Source organism: Micromonospora sonneratiae (assembly GCF_042679305.1).
Lineage (GTDB): Bacteria > Actinomycetota > Actinomycetes > Mycobacteriales > Micromonosporaceae > Micromonospora_H > Micromonospora_H sonneratiae.
Map to the genome: position 1 here is coordinate 62,714 of NZ_JBHTMP010000005.1, position 18,287 is coordinate 81,000.

Consider the following 18,287-nt stretch of genomic DNA (forward strand, 5'->3'; position numbering starts at 1 on the left):
CTACATAACCTTCTCGCGACATATTGCCATATGACAGACGCCTCGAATCGTACCATCTGCCAGCATATCCGCGAGATGCCTTGGGCTTCCTACAGTTGTCGACCCAGTAAGAATATTCAATCCCCGTGGCGGACCAATAAGGTAGTTCGGAACGCGGGCACCTGGACCAAAGGTTTCGACTGGCTTTACGTTCCGCGCACCACGCTCGATCATTTCCCCAATTCGGTCAAGGAGCTTCTCGCCATGCTCCACATAGAAGTGAAGATATATCCCACCCGGGAGCGGCGGCGTCTCTCCATCCATCTCGAAGTACCATCCATGACCAGCTACAACTTGACCATTTGCGCGGCCACCCACAGTAATTGACTCAGGGTCATCTGGACCTGCCCCCCCTTTACCACGAGACCCGTCCCCACCAGAACCACCTTTAGATGTGGGCGTAGGATCCTTACGTGGGGGCGTAGGCGTCTTAGGCGCAGGTCTAGCCGCATCGCGTGCATCCGACTTGATCTTCGCTAGCTCGTCAGCTTCTTTGGCCGGATTGATACTCGGCGCCTTACCCGTTGGCGCCTTTGATATGAGCTTCTTAATCTGACCGGCGATCTTGTCAGCGATACCCTTACAAACGGACTTGGCAAACTTGCATGCGATGTCCACTCCTGGGACTGTCGACAGCACGGAAATTACCGCATTTGTATAGTCACCTTCGGCCACGTACCAGGCAGCGTTTGCGACATCGCATGCGGCGCCGATTGGCAAGTACATTCCACAGCCGTCCAGGAATTCACGCCATTTCTGCTCTGTAGTCTTTGGCGTGAAACCGCTACCTCCACCGTTTCCAGGCCCCTTCCCCAGACCCGTAGTGCCCTCAGATGCGTTTTGACACGCATACCCAGAAAGGTTCAAAGCGGTACAGGCAGGCAGCAACGTCTCATCAGGATTTGTGTACTCTGGGATAATTTCGCCGCTGGGGTCGCTGTAGGTGATGGGGTTGTTCGCGGCGTAGGTGTAGGCCGGCAACTGCTGTGGATTGCCCGGGTCGTTGATCGGGTCGACGGAGATGAACCGTCCGATTATCGGGTCGTACTCCCGGGCGCCGAGGTGGGTCAGCCCAGTCGGATCCTGGTAGCCGCCGAGGAACCCCTGCCTGTTGGGCCAAGCGACCGTCCCCCCACGTGGTGAACCGTACGGCGTCTGGAACCGCTGACTGATCGTCTGGTTGGCATCCAGCGCGACCGTGACCTGCGAAGTCCCCTGGTAGTCGCTGGCCAGCCAGGCAAGCCCGGTAACCGTCCGCTGAGCGACGGTCTCACCGTTGAAGCTGTAGTAGCGGGTGCAGTCGACCTGACCGTTGCTGGCGGTGAGCCGCAGCTCCATCGCCCCGAAGAACAGGGTGCTACCGGTGGCGTCCTTGGCAATCAGACGGTTGCCGCCCGCGTCATAGATGTAGGAGTTCGTGCCCACGCTGTCGGTCAGCGTGGCCAGATGACCTTCCGCATCCCAGGTCATCGTCTGCTGACCAGACGGCCCCGGGCGGCTGGTCATGTTGCCCGCGGCGTCGTAGTCATACGACCCCGTCGTGGTGCCCGTGTTGTCGGTCCTGGTCCAGCCGGTCAGCGCATGTGGCCGGGCTGCCCCTGCTGCCGGATAGTCGTAGCTGGTGGTGATCGTTCCGGTCGGGGTAGCCCGCTCGGTCTGGGTTAGCCGGTTACCGATGCGCCCCTTCTGGTCGGTCGGCGCACCGAACGACCACTCCTGCCAATACGGGGCCGGACCACCCAACGCGTTCTCAGCCGGCTCGATGTTGCAGTCCGATGAGGACGGTGTCCAGGCCCTGGTAAGCCGCCGCTGGTGGTCGTAGTTGAAGCACTGGGTATCCCGTGGCCGGCTACCCGAGTTGTCATCGATCTTGAGCACATTGCCACTGGCGTCGTACTCGTAGGACGTGTTGGTGATGTACGACGGCGAAACCGACCGAAGGATCGAGCTGTTACTCACCCGACCGGTCACCGGGTCATACTGCTGTCCGGTTTGCACGATCTTTGAGCCCGTCAGCGCTGTGGCTCGGGTAGTGCTGCTCAGCTCGTACAGGTTGGTGTAGGACGAGTCAATGACATAGTGGGTGACATCGCCGTAGCTGGTGGCCAGTTGGTTCGGCAACGCGTAGGTCGAGTCGTACTTGTAGGTCAGGGTTTCCTGAGCGAGACCACCGGCCGCCGGCAGGATCAGAGTGTTCGGCGAACCGTCGGCACGGTAGGTGGCACGCGTGGCGAAACTGCACGTCGTGGCTCCCGCTCCGCAGAACGCAGCCTGGGATGCCGGCAGAGTGAGCCTTGTCTGGGTCGGCCGATACTGCGCGTCGACAGTCACGACCTCACTGCGGTATTCGTCGTTCCCAATCCACCTGGAGGCTGACTTCACCACGCCCTTCACGGGAAGGTCGTAGGTGTACTCGATCCGCTTGGGACCGGTGAGGCTCCCCTCGCGCAGGGTTTCCAGGCGCCCCATCCGGTCGTAGGTGTAGTACAGGTCGGGTGTGTCAGCCCGGGAATCGGTGGTCTTTTCCAGGTCACCCAGGTTGTTGTACGACATCGTGGCAGCGCCCTTGTCCGGGTCACTGACCGCGATGCTTCGGCCCTTGATGTCGTACTCGTAGGACCAGGTGTTGCCCGAGGCATCCCGCACCGTGGCCAGTTGGCCGACCGGGTGATAGGTGTAACTGGTCTCGTCGTAGGTCCCAGTAGCGGTCCGGCCGTGGTACTGCCACAGCTTCTCGGTGCGGCCCTGAGCATCGGTCCACACGGTCGTGGCCGCCTCGCCAACGGCGGGCTCGATGGTCACATGGTCGCCGTAGTGGTAGGTCGAAGTCCGTGTCTTCTCCACCTGGACGCCGTTCACCGAGGTGAGCAGCAGGGAGTGGATGACGCGGCCAGCGGCGTCGAAGACAGTCCGGGTCTGACTCGGAACATCCTGGTCCAAGCCCGAATACAGCGTCGTTCCTGCGGTGCCGCTGTTGTAATAGGCCGGATTGGCCTTGTAGGGCCGGCCAGCGGCATCGAAGAACGTGTCGGTGAGGATACGGCCTCCGCCGTGCGCGACTTCCTGTGTCTGGCGAGGCCTACCGACAGCGTCCACGAGAAGGTACGACGTGTCGTAGCCGCCCTCGGCATTGAGCGAGCGAGTGGTCACCGAGGAAATCGCTGTGTTCGACAGCGTGTATTCGTAGCTCGTTGACGGCGCTGACGGGTAACTAGTCTTGAGCCGGCCAGGTAGCCAGACCTGCGTCGTGCGGCCCATGGCATCGTAGGTGGCCTCAGTGACCCGTTCGTTGGGATCAGTGGTCTTGACTGGCACTCCGAATGCCGGGTCCAACTCGACGGTGTTGGTCCAGAGCAACGGATTGGTGGTGACGACCTTGGTGACCGGGCCACCGCTCGCCGGGGTGTAGTCGGTCTTGGTCTTCTCCCCTGCGATGTCCGTAGATTCGATCACCCGACCATGTCCGTCATAGGTCGCGGTGGACGTCTCCCGGTAGGTACGGGTACCGCCGGTGAAGCTTTCGATCGTCTGGACGGCGGTCAGCGTCCCCCTGGTGGGCGCGACACCGTAGGCCTGCTTGTCGAAGCTGAAGAGGGTGTCCGCAGTGATCTTCTTGTCCGACGTCGGCTCGGTTGCGCAGGTGCCTGCCCATCCGTGACTGCGCTTGACCGGAGTGAGTAGCCAGTTGGTGCCGGTGGTGTTGCGGCCGTACTCGGTCTTGACACACCGTTCATCGCCGGTCTTGGTGTCGTCTCCACCCTCGTCGACGCTGGTCGCCATGCCGTAGCTGTCAAAGGTGGTGGTAGTGGTGGTTCGCCTGATCCCGGTGTCGGTGGCAAGCCGGTTCCGGACGGTCTGCACCCGGGCATACCGCGCCTCGGCGTTAGGGGTTCCAGCACGTGTCGCGGTCGGTGGGTCCGAGCGCCACATATCGTGCACCGATCCGGCGATGATCGTGTCGCCGAGCCAGGTCAACTGTTCCCGAGGCGTACCCGCATAGTGTTCGTAGTCATTGGCTGCGCCGCCTTCGCGGCCCTGCACCGTGGTCGTACGCGTAGCGCCATTGGCCAGCTTGTCGCCGTACATGCCACGGAAGTAGAGGGTTTCCGTCTTGGTCCGGTCCGCCCCGTCACCCACGTAGGTGACCACCGATGGGTATCCGCGCCACTGCGACCAGGTCATCCGGTCATCCGGGGCGAGCCCGTTGTCCTCATCGTGGTGCCACAGCGGCTGGTTGTCCGGGTTCAGGTACTCGTATGCCGTACGCAGCGGTTGGGAACCACCGGTGTGGTCGATCTGTTGAACCTCGGTCACGACGTACTTGTGGAAGTAGTCGGTGATCGGATCGGTGTAGGTGGCTGGAGTCCACTTGACCGGGTAGCAACGCAGGTTGTTGTTGTCCAGGGCGCTCGAGGTCGGCATCGTGCCGCCCCTGGCGCATTGTGGGCCGCTGTACTCTACGGCGATCTCGCCACCGGTCTCCAGCCTGATGGAGTTGACCCGCCACCAGTTCATCGCCAGAGCCCAGTCGCCACCTGTGGCGTCGACTCGGTTCTGCTTTTGAATACCGGCGAAGGTCACCTCAGGTGCTGCCAGGGTTGTGCCGTTGAGGCCCCGGTGCGTAATCCCCTCAAGCCAGAGTCCGGCACGCGTCCCATCACCCGGGTCCGGAAAGGTGTGCCGCAACGTCCAGGAATCCACCGACTGGTAGGAAGACGAGGACGCCTTCCAGACCTTGGTGGTAACCACCGTCAGCCGCTTCGAAGTCCAGAAGGTCGGCGAGCCGACCAGGCACTGGTTAGTGGACTTGCACTCCTGGTCCCACGGGGTGTCGGGCCAAGTGGTGGCATCCTTGGTGCTGCAGTTCGACAGGCAACGGTCAGCGTTGGTGAACTCCAACCGGGCTGGCGCGTTCTGCACATATGGGCTGGTCGCTGAATACTCGGTACCATCGCGATTGTCGGTGCCGTAATCGATGCGCTCCAGATAAGCATCTCGGTCGTAGGCTACCGGGGCTTGCAGGTTTTTGTTCTTGGCGTAGTAGTTGGTCTCCTTGGACCACCACAGCGACATGGTGTTGCCATGCACGTCCTGGACATAGTCCAGGTTCCATCGCCATGCCTGCTTCTTTCCGCCACACTCCGACGCGGCAAACGTGCTCTGATAGCACGGTTCGCCGGGGTGGTTTCCAAAGACCGGAACGGTCAGCACGGAGTTCGTCACCGGTCGCCCGGTGGACCAGCCGGGAAGTTGGTGCCGACCGAACCAGTACTGCGTGCCGTTGGCGGTGGTGACCTTCCAGTACTCGTTGTCGTTGTCGCCGTTGTTGTATGCCGGGGTGGTCAGCAGCTCGATCTTTGAACCGTCTTCCCTCCGCGGATGCCACTTGCCGTCGGTCCCCTTGAGAAGTTCAACGGAGGATCCGTTGAGGGAGAGAGTGGCGTTGTCCGGGCCCCAGCACAGGTCGCCGGTCTCGACGCTGTTGTTGGCGCTGCCTTCCATGTCATCGCTGCAAGCCTTGTAGCGACGCTCGATGAAGCCCGGCGAATAGTCGAAGCCTTCTCCGATCGGACCGGGCTGGTTGTTGGTCGCTGCCTGCCGGCCATCCACCGACTGGGATGAGTAGGAGAGGCCGACGCTTGGAGCAGGGCCACCAGGGCCGGGCGGCACCCGCATCGGGTACGACCACTGGAAGCCGCCCGTTGCGCCTCCATGGCTCCATGACGAAGACGGTGCAAGGCTGGATGCGCTGAAGTCACCTGCCCCACCGGAGGTGCCTGCTGTCAAAGCGATCATGGTGCCGGCCGCCGCAGCCTGCACCGTCGCCGAGACCGTGTGGGTGCGGACGTTGTTGCGAGAATCCAACGGTACGAGCGCACAGCCCGACGCATCTGACGACGTCGTCACGCATTCGGGCACCTGTACCAGACGCAAGCGCGAACCCCAGTCCGCGCCATAGGCCGTGGCGAAGGTAGCGTAGTCCACCGCGACCTCAACCTGCCCCGGCGAGGCCTGTCCATCTGTACGCCCCACGCGCAGCAGCAGGCCCTGTACCCCGGCAGCTGCGGTCTTCTCCTGTGACAGCAGTTCGACTCGCACCTTGGCTGGGCTAGCCGAAGCCGCAGACCGGGTAGCCCCCGATGCCGCTACCGATCGGACCGTCACTGGCAGTGACCCGGCCTGCAGTGGCGTCCCGGCTTCCGCCGTGCGTGCACTGGTAGCCGCCGATGCCAGATCCACTTCAGCGACCGCCGCCGCTGGCCACACCGGTGCGGGCCGCTTGACCTTCGCCGCTGCATCCGCCGGATCCAGACCCGGCTTCGTAATCTTGACCGGTTTTACCGGTACCGAGTTGTATCGCTGCGCAGCTAGACGCTCAGTTGGTGCAGCTGCCTGAGCTTGCGCGGGCAGCTGACCGACAAGCGTGCCAGCCAGCACCACCAGCGTCCCGATCGCCAGAATCCGTTGACTCGCGACCTTGGATCTGTCCATCAGCGATTTACGTCGCCACTGACGGGCCGACCGGCCGTGCCTCACCATTCTCATCGTTGCCTTCCATCCTGTTTGAGGGCGAGCCGAGCCGGTCGGCCTCGACTACTGATCGTCATTGGTCGTTTCCTACGCAGCGCTCGAGTGGTTCGGTGCTGTAATGGGAGGTCGGCCACTCAGGGCCACGCTAAAGCGTGGCCAAGAATCAGGGTTCATTGGCTAGCGCCAGGATGTCGGCGTCCGAAAGCACACCCACCCATGCCCGCACCCGGTCCACCGCACCCTCGACAGACGAGCCACTGTCCGAATGCCCTATTCGGAAGGTACCGCCAGCCTGCCACCTCGTCGGAATTCCAGACGTCGTGGCCACCAGCACACCATTGACATAGAGCTTTATCTCAGCCCTTACAGCGTTGTATGTCGCGGCCAGATGCACCCAATCATCCAGGCTGGGTGTCCCGGACCATTTAGCGGTGTAGTACGTCGAGGTTGAAAGCAGGTCCGTGTCCGGCAGAACGATTGCCCAACTTGCCGGAGACGTATTTTGGCGCTGAAGATAGAACGCGCAGCGCTCTACCCCGCATTGCGAAACCACAGTCGGGAAGCTCCCGAAAGCTGTCGGCTTCACCCATGCTGAGACAGTGTATGAGTCGTCGGTACGCAACACCGGCCCATCAGTTTGCGCCATGCCCGACAAGCCATCAAAGCAAAGGGCCAGTGAGTAGTTGTAACCATTTTCGCACCACTGTGCGGACGGCGAGTCAGTCAACGTAAGCGACCGCCGATAGGGCGCGTCGTCCGTCACCTGCCGAGGTGCCTCCTCATCGTAGTCTTCCATCTCCCACTGGCCGGCTAGGACAGGGGCAACGAGCGGCTGCAGGTCCAGATCGGGATCGATGACTCGATCCCACAAACGGATGTCATCGATGTCGCCGTGAAAATAGTTGCCCTCAGTGTCGTTGTAGCGCACTCGGCCGATTTGCATGATCGCATCTGATGCCCATAGTGAACCTAGCGGCTGTGTGTTCACCAGCGCACCATCCACATAGATGCGAATTTGCTTGAGACCCGCATCGTATACGCCCGCAACGTGTTGCCATGCTTTGATGGCGGCAGGTTGTGGAGATGAAACGGAGGTGCGTACATGTGTCAGGTTGTCGGCGGAAAATGTGTGGAACCACCACAGGCCATTTTTGTCGCGCTGCAACTTCCACGGCCCGTTGTGCGCGCCACTCGGCCCGACTACTGCGGCAAAGGTACCACTCTGGAAGGGACGGGCCCACGCCGCAACGCTGAAGCTTCTCGACCAGTCGATTGACGGTGATACAGCAGTGGCCCCATATTCGTCCACCCCGTTGAACCAGACCGCCCTGTCCCGACCATTGGCCTCATGGTTGCCCAGCGAACGGCCATCAGCCCAGGTCGGCCCGTTCACGAGGGTCACGTCCGGGCCGCCTACCGGCGACGTACGTAGCGTCCAGCCGCTGCCTTCGTTCAGAGACCACACAGCCTTGGGCGCGGTCGCCTCGCCGACGAGAAAGACGTAGTCGTACGGGTCCGATCGGTTGCCGGCCTGATCCCTAGAACGGACGGTCAGCACGTTCGCGCCAATGTGCGTCGGGGTTACCCATACGGTGGCCGCACCGCCGGGGTTCGCCGCAGGCACAGTCATTTCCATGCCACCGTCGAGCTGGTAGACATAGTCATATACGTCTGGGTCGCCGCCGGCACCCAACGTGAACTGGCCGGAGAATCCGAGGGCACCACGCAAGTCCTGATTCGTGCCGCGTGGCGGTGACTCCAAGTACATTCCGTCGGCCGGCGTCACGCTTGGGATCGCACCGGGCGGTGTGTCGTCGTTGTCGAACTCGCACCAGGGCGAGAGGCCGGATGCTCCACCCAACGTGTCAAGGGTCTGCACCTGCCAACGGAATCGACCGGTGACGTTGGAGGAGAACTGGATCTCGGCATTGGTCCCGTGGACTACCCCGGACTTGGTCTGCGGCCAACCAGTTATGCCCACCCAGGCCGATCCATCCCACTGTTGCACCGTGAATACACCGGACAGCTTGCCGCCGTTCGTACCGTCCGGATCGGTCAGTTTCGCCTTGAGCCATGGGCTCTTCGAGCGGACCACGGGCCGGTCGGTACCCGTCGCACACGGTTGTCCTGCGGCGGTGTAATCAGCATGGATGGCGAGCTGCGCGGCCGTTGGAGTGCTTGGCGGAGTGTTGTACTCGACTGTCAGCTTGGTTGCTCCTGCGTCGAACTTCTTCCACCACGTACTGGTTGACTCGGACGAGCCGTCAGATTGTCGCGTCGACAGTGCCAGCGTGTAGCTGGTCTGTCCTCGCGCCGCGATCACGTCGTTCTTGAGTGCAGTCGCAGCGAACTCCATCGGCTTGTTTGGCTGTGGATCATTAGGGCAACTCGGCGCGGCCGGTGGTTTGTGTGCGTTTCCGGACAACTCTTGGAGGTGCTGCTGAAGGTTCGGGCCGTCCCAGGTCTGCTTACCCGAACTCGTCAATGCCGCTGTACGCCACAGGTTTACCGGGCTGGCAGTGCAGGAGTAGGAGTGCGTCATCGTCGTCAAAAACTTGACGTTAGAAATCGTCTTGCCCGACAAGCCAGTCAGATTGAAGGCAAAAAACGACCGGTAGATGCCTGACCCGTCCGGGTTTGAGCCGACTCGGACAATGCCATCGTCCCTGGTAGCACCGGTCGAACCCGCGTACCCCCAGCGGGTTTTGTTGATCGTCGAGAAGGGATCAATCATCACCGGGTAGGTGGTGTCCGCCCCCCTCAGCAACGCAAGATCTGGTTCGATAACCAAGTCAGCACCCTGCACGGAGGTCGGCAGTTCCGCCTTACGGGACATGTCCGGCACCGCGTGCTCGACTGGGTCCTCGGCAGCCGAGTCCAGTGTGCGAGCCGTCTGCTGACCGATACCCGATGAATCCCACATCAACGCACTACCCGCCGACAGCACCACGTCGCCGGCCGGGTCCACCACTTCAAAACCACCACCAGTACGGCTGCGGGCTGTAAGTGCAGACGTAGACAACTGGAAGGCCAATCGTTCCAAAGCTGGATTCGCTGCCGCCTCAGGTGTCCGAACTACCAGCACCCATGAAAACCCGTCGGTCGCCGACCTTAGCTGCAGGTCAACACCTGTCAGCACGGACTCGTAGATTGCGGTTTCGCCCACGAGCCGAGGCGCAGGCAAAACCGTAGGCCAGAACATCGACAGTTGACCACCGCCAACCGACGCGATCACCGCCGGCCCCGTGCCCCCCGCAGAGAACTCCACATCGACCAGGGTCGCGACTGGGGCCACGCTTCCGTCCAGAGACTGACGAAGCGAGGTGTCGATTTGACGCCATTTTCCGTTCTTGGCCGTCCAACGTGGTACGGCGTACGACTCGTACTTCAGTGTGCCCTGCGGCGTCGCCACAGTCCTAGCGGTCTCCGATTTCGATCCGACCACCTCGATCGGAGTACCCAACCGCTTCGCCGCGTCCAACGCAGCATCCTCGGCCGCTGCAGCCTCCGCAGCAGTTGGCGACATCGGCGAGGCCACAGCCGGAGATACGACCAGCCTCGGCTGCACCGCCGTGCTCATCATCGCGGCCAGCACTGCAAGGCCGATACCGACCACCCGTCTCCGGGCTTGCCTAACTCCAGATCGGCCTCTCACGCCAGCCCTCCCATATCGATCAAGGAGCCGACCGTAGAAGGCGAAGATCGTCACGTCAATAGGTGATGCGCCAACTACTTTAAGCAACATTCACTGCGGGCATCTGACCAGGGACAACGAGTGCCATAGATACAGTCAGTTACATGAAGGACGCCCACCTGCTGACCCACGTCAACCAGGCCCCCATTCACCACCTCCAGCTGCCCGCCGACCGGAGAACTACCGACGCCCCCACCGAAGGCAGCCCGCGGACATGCGAGTTGACCAACATCTATCTAATTGGCCGCTCGGCAAGCACCCCGCCATCCGAGCCTGAGCGCAGCACGCCCCTGGTAGCACATGCAGTGGGCCAAACAATCCTCGTCAAACCGCGCGTTTTGCGCGCAAATGAAACATCGCAGAGCAGTTGGAGCTAGAAATGGCTCCCACGAAGGCGAATGAGACCAGTTTCTACCGAGAGCGCCCCGACCAGTGGGACCGCATGGCCGTGCGAGACACGCGTCGAGGACAGCATGAAGGCACCAACTATGAGCACGCCGGTAAGGATCAACCGGCCCAACGTCGTGGAAGCCCCCGCTGCAGACCCGGCCCGTCTCGACCTCATCCCAAACCATCGAAAGACATGGTTAATTAGTCCTCTTTGCTTTCTCCCAATTACTGCGCTTGAACCTGATCGTAGCGCCAGCGCGGCAGCGATCGGACCATCAAAAAGCGCATCAACCCTGGTCCGTTGATAAGCAGCTCGTCAAAGTGAAGATCCTGACAGCGTAGGAGATGGCGCCGCTCCACCTCCTACGCATCGAGGTTGGCCCACCGACCAATGGCCGGCCAATCATCAGCAGAGTAGAGATCTTCGTTCACTGAGTCAGGTGCCGGACTAGCCTCAACGATCAGTTGCCAAAGGAGTCAGGCGATAGTCGCAACTTCGGCGACATCAAGGCCAGCCGCACAGGCGGAAATTGCATCGAATTAGGCAAATGCAAACGCTTGGCTGGAGAATGCCGCCGTTCACCTTCTCGGCAATTTCCCTGTTCTGACAGTCGACAGTTTGCATCTCATCTTCGATATCGAAGAGGTCGACAATCCATCCCGGCAGTCGACGACACATATCAGGGCCGGCTGCAACGGTGAAACACCTGGTGGATGACGACTTCGAAAGGCTTTCCGGCCGGACCGACCACTGGTCGAGTTGCCATTGATCACTCACCGGCCATGTCCCTCCTCTCGCGCAGGAGGCGACTACTTGCCTGTCTGCCGGCTGCACCGATGCGGAGATCTGTCCTACTTGGATAGCAAATTGGCAGCCACCAGTCTGTCTATGTGACACTCGTTGGGTGACGTTGCCTCCGCCGCCGGGCGTGCCGAACTATCCGGGCGCAACCCCACCAGACCCCAGCATGGCCACACCTCCTGGCTATCCGGGCGCAACCCCACAGGACCCCACGGCACCACTGCCCGGCTATCCGGGCGCAGCCGCACCCGATCCCGGCATGGCCACGCCCCCCGGCTATCCAAGCTATCCGGGTATGCCCTCACCAGATCCCGACATGGTCCCACCCCCCGGTTACGGCACGATCCCGCCAGACCCCAGCATGGCCCCGCCGGCGGTGCCTCCGAAGAAGGGCAACACCCCCCTCATCATCGGCGTGGTCGCCGGCGTACTGGCGCTGTGTCTGCTCGGGATCTGCGGCGTCGTAGTGGCCGCGGTGACCGTCTTCAACGACAAGGACAGCCAGCGGAATCAGGCCGGGGGTTCCTCCCTGCCCACCCCGTACGAGACGAAGTACGACCCGCCGAACGTCGAGAGGACGACGTACTCGCCACCCGCCGACGTGACCACGACCAAGGCACCACCCCCGCCGCCGGCGAAGATCGGGCAGTGCATCGTCGTCAGCGAGAGCGGGTCCTTCCAGGGAATCGGCAACTGCAACGGCACCCGTGGCACCTACCGGGTTGTTTCGGTGGACTACGAACAGAACACCTGCGCCGACAGCGAATCCGGGTACATCACGGAAGATGGTTACCGGATGTGCCTGGAACTTCACCTGGTGCGCTTCTACTGCTACAAGTTCCCGAAGGGTCGTGGCTGGGTCGTCGCTGCGTCGGCCTGCAAGGCGAAGGGTACGGTCCACGTCATCGACATCGTGCCCGGCGCCTCCAATGGCAACCGGTGCACCCGGAACTACAAGTGGAACCGCTGGTACCGGTTCACGCATCCGACCGTCGTCTACTGTGTCATGCAGTACTAGCCGTTGACGGATTGCCGCAGAATGCGTCGATAGTTCCAACGTCTCGACTGGCGGGTACCCCGGCCCAGAGGTTCAGCGCGGCCACCAGGTCGGTGCTGTCACCGACCTCACCGGCCCAGCCGACGTAGCCATCGGGTCGCACCAGGACAGCATCCGCGCCGAGTTCTCCGTGGACACCGACGTGCCGGACCCGTCCAGACCACGCATCGACAATCGTGGCGAACTCCGCTCCGTCCGCCGATGTCAGCAGTAGCCCTCGGCCCTCGTGCAGCAGCCGTCCCACCCGAACCCGCCCGTCCGACGTTTCCAGATCAAGATCCGGCATCCGCCGCCCGAGCAGGGTATGCGGCCTGCCGGGCAGTTCGTATCGGATGTCGAGACCGGAGATCATGCCGGCGATCAGCCGGTTGGCCTCCGGTACGCGTAGGAGATCGGAGACGATGTCACGTAGCGCGAGGTTCTCCTCGTCATGGACGAGCAGCACCGCCTGTGCCCGGGTGTTGGCCAGGACTCGCGCCGCCACCGGGTGCCGCTCCGCGTGGTAGGTGTCGATCAGGCCATCCTGCGCCCGGCCGTCGATGACTGCGGCGAGTTTCCAGCCCAGATTGAAGGCGTCCTGGAGTCCGAGGTTGAGTCCCTGACCGCCCATCGGTGAGTGGATGTGTGCGGCGTCGCCGGCCAACAGGACCCGACCATGCCGATAACGTTCGACCTGGCGGGAGGCATCGGTGAACCGGGACGCCCAGCGGATACCGGTGAGTTCGACACCCGGCCCGGCGGTGTGGCGCAGCGCCCGCCCCACCTCCTCCTCGGTAATCGGAGTGTCCCGGGAAAGTTGCTGCTGCTCGGCCCCGTAGAACAGAAACCGGTGTACGCCATCGCCGATCGGGGCCAGGTAGCCCTTTCCAGTCCTGTCCGGCGTCATCACCGGCAGGTTCCAGGTCTCCGGTACGGCGCCGTCCGGGTCGGCCAGCGTAATGTCGGCGACCACCGACAGCAGCCGCCCGTCCAGACCGGGGAAACCGATCCCCAGCAGCTCCCGGACCGTGCTTCGGCCGCCGTCACAGGCAACCAGATAACGACCTTTCAGCCGTACGTCATCACCGGCCGGATCGTGCAGCGTCGCCTCGACGCTGTCGCCGTCCTGGGTCAGGGCCGTCACCTCGTACCCTCGCAACACCTCGATTCCCAGCGGGCCGAGCCGGTCCTCCAACAGCGCTTCGACCCGCCCCTGCGGGATGCCGATCATGTACGGATGCCTGGTGTCCCAGGCGGTGAAGTCGAGTCGTAGCCCGGCGAAGTGCCCAGCCGGCACCAGCTGGATCGCCCGGTCCATGAGCGGATCGAGGAGACCGCGCATGTCGAGCACTTCCGCCGACCGGGGCTGTATGCCGAGCGCCTTGGACTGGCCGCTGCGCTGCTTCAGTCGTTCCACCACGACCGCGCGTACCCCGGCCAGGCCGAGCTCGACGGCCAGCAGGAGACCGGTGGGACCGGCGCCAACGATGATCACTTCGGGGTTCTTCACTGGTCCTCCGTCCGACATGGCCGGTACGCGATCGCCGGCCGAGGCAAGACGGTAGAACCACAGGTGTCACTTTCCGCAACGATACTGACGAGGTGACCATGATCCGCACCGTCGTCCTTGTCGGGTTGTTCTCGGCCAGGGTCCGCGACTACCAGGACCAACTCGACGCACTGGACGCCCAGGTCACCACGCTTGGCGTCCGGGTACATGCCCGCTTCGTCCAGCGCAGAGGCGTCTCTGCCGGTGGGGTGCGACTGTTGTCCTCGCCACTGTCCCGCCGCTTCCTCATCGGCACCGGAAAGCTGGCGCAGGTCGCTGCGGCCTGCGCATCCGCTGACATCGACGCGATCGTGTTCGTCAACGAGCTGACCGCGTACCAGCGCAGGTGGCTGTCGGCCCGGTTCGGACGCCCGGTTCTCACCCGGACCGACGTGGCACGATCAACCTCGGCCCTGACCGTACCGGCTCGACCCCGACGTCTCAGCACCGACAGAACGGCGAAACCCAACCGGCATCGCCGATAGCACCAAGACGCTCACGTGCGAGAAACAGCAGGTCACAAGCACTGTGGTACGGCCGTACGCTGGTATGGTCTGCCGAGTGTGGCCCGCCCGGCGACTGCACGGTGACTCCCGGTCGTCACGGTGGCTTCCCGTCGTCGGCGACGGAGAAGGAGACGCACCATGGCTCGAATAGCGATCATCGGTGCCGGGGTCGGTGGGTTGGCCACGGCAGCCCGGCTGGCCGCCACCGGACACGAGGTCACCGTCTACGAACGCTCGGACGTGGTCGGCGGAAAGCTCGGCCGCTGTTCGCGGGAGACGCCGGTCGGGACCTTCCGCTTCGACACCGGTCCGAGCCTGCTCACGTTGCCGCAGGTCTTCACCGACCTGTTCGAGGCCACCGGCGCGAAGCTGGACGAGTACGTCGACCTGGTACCGCTCGACCCGATCGTCCGCCACGTCTTCCCGGACGGCACCCGACTCGACTCCTGCGCCGACCCGATGGAATTCGCCGACCGGATAGGTACGGCATTCGGCGACGCGGCCTCGCTCGACTGGCAACGGCTGTGGCTGCGGGCCGAACGGGTCTGGGACGCCTCGTGGCGGGACATCCTGCGTAGACCGATCGACTCTCCGCTGTCGCTGGCCCGGTTGGCCTGGCGACTGGGTGACCTGGCGGCCATCGGGCCGGGTCGTACCCTGCGTGGCCTGGGTCGCCGCCACCTGCGCGACCCCCGACTGCGGATGCTGCTGGACCGGTACGCCACCTACACCGGGGCCGACCCCCGCCGGGCACCGGCCGCGCTGGTCGCCGTGCCGTACGCCGAACTGGCCTTCGGTGGTTGGTACCTGCGCGGCGGGCTGGGCACGCTGGCCGACGCGCTGCTGTCCTACTGTCTCGACCTGGGCGTGGTCGTGGAGACGGGCACCACGGTCACCCGCATCGACGCGGCCGGCGGCCGGGTGCACGGCGTACGACTGGCCGGGGCCACCGCCCCGGCCCGGGCGGACGTGGTGGTGGCCAACGTGGACGCGGTCACCGTCTACCGGGACCTGCTGCCCACCCCAGGGCGACTCACCGGGCTGGCCGACCGCAGTCTCGCCGGTTTCGTCCTGCTGCTCGGCGTACGTGGATCGTCCGGGCTGGCCCACCACAACGTGTTCTTCCCCGCCGACTACGACGCCGAGTTCGATGCGGTCTTCGGCCACCCGGGGCGGGGTGTCCCGGCCCGGCCGGCGCTCGACCCGACGGTATTCGTCACCGTGGCCGACGATCCACAGGTCCGCCCGGACGGGCACGAGTCCTGGTTCGTGCTGGTCAACGCCGCCCGCCAGGGGCGGACGATGTCCAGTGTCGACTGGCGTCGGCCGGGGCTGGCCGAGGCATATGCCGACCGGATCCTCGACGTGCTGGCCGACCGGGGGGTCGACGTACGCGACCGGCTGGTGTTCCGGGAGATCCGTACCCCGGCCGACCTGGCCTCGAACACCGCCGCCCCCGGCGGAGCGATCTACGGTACGGCCGGCAGTCTGCTCCGTCCAGCCAACCGGGGGCCGGCGCACGGCCTGTTCCTGGTGGGCGGTTCTGTCCACCCGGGCGGCGGCCTGCCGATGGTGACCCTGTCCGCGCGGATCGTCGCCGATCAGATCGGCCCGGTCTAGCTATCGGTCCGGTCTAGCTATCGGTCCGGCCAACACCGGGACGGTGCCGTCCGGCTCACTTGAGGTACCAGGACTGGTTCGGCTGGCCCATACAGGGCCAGAGCACGATCGGCGTGCCGTCGGTGGTCCGCCCGTCGTAGGCGTCGAGGCACTTGCCAGCTCGGCGGCTGGTCAGGTCGTCGGCGTCGTTGAGATGGAACTGCTGCCCCTGCGCACCGTTGCAGTCGAACATCGAGACCTTGGTCAGGTTGTCGGTTCTGCCGTAGGGAAGGTCCAGGCACAATCCACCGGCACGGATGGTGCCGTCGGGCCAGAACTCCCAGCGCTGGTACAGCGACTTGTTGCAGCTCCGCAGCACCAGTGACACACCGCTTCCGCCGCCGGTCAGACACTTCCCGGAGCCTCCGTTGACCAGTTGACCGAGCCGGAGCGGCTGGTTCGTGGTCTTCGACGACCCCGACCTGGTCGGCTTCGGCCCAGCGGTAGTTTCCCTCTCCGGCTCGGAACCGGCGCTGGCCGTGGGCGACGAGGTGCCGGCGGGAGCGGACGGCATACCTGGCATACCGGCCGGAACCGACGGCGCACCTGTCACCGTCTGCTCGGCGCTGGTGTTCGCCTGGCCATCATCCGCTCCATTGGACCTGAGCAGTGGCAGGGCCACGACCAGCAGGCCGGCCAGCAGACAGCCGCATACCCCGATCGTTGCCAGTCGAGCCGGCCGGGCCCAGCGGCGGCGGGTGGCCGGTGGGGCCGGATCGGTGGTCGACGCGGCGGGATCGCTGGGCACACCCGGCGCTGTCCCCTGCCCGGCAAGGCCGGTGATCGCCGGATCCGACTCCGCCCACGGATCCACCGCTGGCATGGTCGTGGAATGCGGCTCGTTGGGCCTGGCCGAGTCGTCAGCGGACACGGTCTTCTCTCCTGTACGCAAAAAGGATGCTGGACAAGTCGGCACGCCGTGCGGTTCCGGTGGCGACCGGCGTACGCCGACGTGGATCATCCTGCCCTGTCCCGATTACCGGACTCATTCGGTACCGGCCATTGCGGACATTCCCCGCTGTCGGCAGCCCGACCCGCCCCGCTCAGCCCGACAATTCGACGGCGGGCCGCCGGAACCCGGAACGTCGACCCCCCTGACCGAGGTCGAGCTGGGCGATGGGGACAACCAGGGCAGGCGACCTGTAATCATCGACGGATGGCAAACGGGTCATCGATAACCGCCAGGCCGCTACGGACCCGTGTGGTCGACGGAATCACGGCTGGAACGGTCACCGCGCTGGGTGTCGCTGTGGCTGTGGCGAACGTCGCCGACAGCGACTGGGGTTCGTCCGGGGTACCTGCCGCAGTGGCATTGGTGTCCGGACTCATCACCACGGCAGTGCTAGCCGCAGTGGTCCTCGTGCTGGCGTTCCGGGGACGACGTCAGAACTCGCACCTGCTCGTGCCGCTCGGGTTCATCGTGGTCGTTCCGTACGGGATCTCGCTGGGCGGCCCGGCCCGGAGTCCCTGGGTGCTCGCGCTCCTGTGGGCTGTCGTCGCGATCGTGACGCACACGGCGCTGGCCGTGGCAGCCCGCCCCTCAGACATCCGACGGAGCCTGGCGGCGGCAGGGATGACAGTCGTCGCGCTGGCCGGTGCCGTGGTCATCGAAAGGGCCAGCCAGGTCTCCTGGCGAGCCGACCGTTTCCGTGCCGTAGGCGTACCCCTGGTGATCCTGGACGTCCCCGGTTTCCAGCCGAAGCGGGCCGGTGCCGGCGAGTACAGCATCCATGTCATCCTCACTGATCAGCCAGGGTCGAGCGACCGGGCCGAACGCAGCATCGGTGTCACGATCGAGGCCACGTCCGGTCGCGCATCAGCGTGCACCGACGCCACCGAACCGGTTCTTCCCCAGGCGAGGCGTGGTGAACCGCGAACCGTGGTGCTGCTGTGCCAGTTCGCCCCGGCCTTCGACGTCACCGTGGTCGCTCAGCCGTACCACCTCGATCGACGAGCATCGGCCGCGTCGCCATGGAGCATCGACCCCCTGGTCCAGCAGATGAAGTTGCGCCCGGTCAGCGCCGAGGAGTTGGCCCGGCTGCTCCCGACGGAGAACTGGGAACCCGACTGAGGCGCACGTG

General features: G+C 64.1%; 8 protein-coding genes. 4 read left to right on the top strand and 4 right to left on the bottom strand.

The features are described from left to right. Entirely contained in the window at window positions 1-6,531 is a 6,531-nt protein-coding gene (locus ACFQ4H_RS04955) for an RHS repeat-associated core domain-containing protein (RefSeq protein WP_377567426.1), read from the bottom strand. 202 nt (window positions 6,532-6,733) lie between these two features. Next, on the bottom strand, window positions 6,734-10,186 hold the full coding sequence (locus ACFQ4H_RS04960) for a LamG domain-containing protein (RefSeq protein ID WP_377567428.1): 3,453 nt from the start codon (window positions 10,184-10,186) through the stop codon (window positions 6,734-6,736). Between the two features lie 1,373 nt (window positions 10,187-11,559). Here ACFQ4H_RS04960 and ACFQ4H_RS04965 point away from each other — a divergent pair. After that, window positions 11,560-12,474, top strand: a complete 915-nt coding sequence (locus ACFQ4H_RS04965; protein WP_377567430.1) for a hypothetical protein — start codon at window positions 11,560-11,562, stop codon at window positions 12,472-12,474. Here the strand turns inward: ACFQ4H_RS04965 and ACFQ4H_RS04970 are convergent. Then, on the bottom strand, window positions 12,461-14,002 hold the full coding sequence (locus ACFQ4H_RS04970; protein WP_377567432.1) for an FAD-dependent monooxygenase: 1,542 nt from the start codon (window positions 14,000-14,002) through the stop codon (window positions 12,461-12,463). The two genes, ACFQ4H_RS04965 and ACFQ4H_RS04970, sit on opposite strands and share 14 nt — an antisense overlap. Before the next feature lie 98 nt (window positions 14,003-14,100). On the opposite strand from ACFQ4H_RS04970, the gene ACFQ4H_RS04975 reads away from it, so the two are divergent. Both ACFQ4H_RS04975 and ACFQ4H_RS04980 read left to right on the top strand, forming a co-directional pair. Further along, window positions 14,101-14,526, top strand: a complete 426-nt coding sequence (locus ACFQ4H_RS04975; RefSeq protein ID WP_377567627.1) for an HflX-like GTP-binding protein — start codon at window positions 14,101-14,103, stop codon at window positions 14,524-14,526. 159 nt (window positions 14,527-14,685) lie between these two features. Then, entirely contained in the window at window positions 14,686-16,167 is a 1,482-nt protein-coding gene (locus tag ACFQ4H_RS04980; protein WP_377567434.1) for a phytoene desaturase family protein, read from the top strand. A 55-nt stretch (window positions 16,168-16,222) separates the two neighbouring features. Here ACFQ4H_RS04980 and ACFQ4H_RS04985 read toward each other — a convergent pair whose 3' ends face one another. After that, window positions 16,223-17,077, bottom strand: a complete 855-nt coding sequence (locus tag ACFQ4H_RS04985) for an RICIN domain-containing protein (protein WP_377567436.1) — start codon at window positions 17,075-17,077, stop codon at window positions 16,223-16,225. A 378-nt stretch (window positions 17,078-17,455) separates the two neighbouring features. Between ACFQ4H_RS04985 and ACFQ4H_RS04990 the strand changes: the two genes are divergently transcribed. Further along, the gene (locus ACFQ4H_RS04990) at window positions 17,456-18,277 is read left to right on the top strand and encodes a hypothetical protein (RefSeq protein WP_377567438.1); all 822 of its coding nucleotides are present in this window, start codon (window positions 17,456-17,458) and stop codon (window positions 18,275-18,277) included. Window positions 18,278-18,287: the final 10 nt, after the last annotated feature.

What these genes read in the sequence shown, in the direction of transcription:
- ACFQ4H_RS04955 (WP_377567426.1), bottom strand. Translation starts at nt 6,531, where the DNA reads ATGGACAGATCCAAGGTCGCGAGTCAACGGATTCTGGCGATCGGGACG.
- ACFQ4H_RS04980 (WP_377567434.1), top strand. Translation starts at nt 14,686, where the DNA reads ATGGCTCGAATAGCGATCATCGGTGCCGGGGTCGGTGGGTTGGCCACG.
- ACFQ4H_RS04975 (WP_377567627.1), top strand. Translation starts at nt 14,101, where the DNA reads ATGATCCGCACCGTCGTCCTTGTCGGGTTGTTCTCGGCCAGGGTCCGC.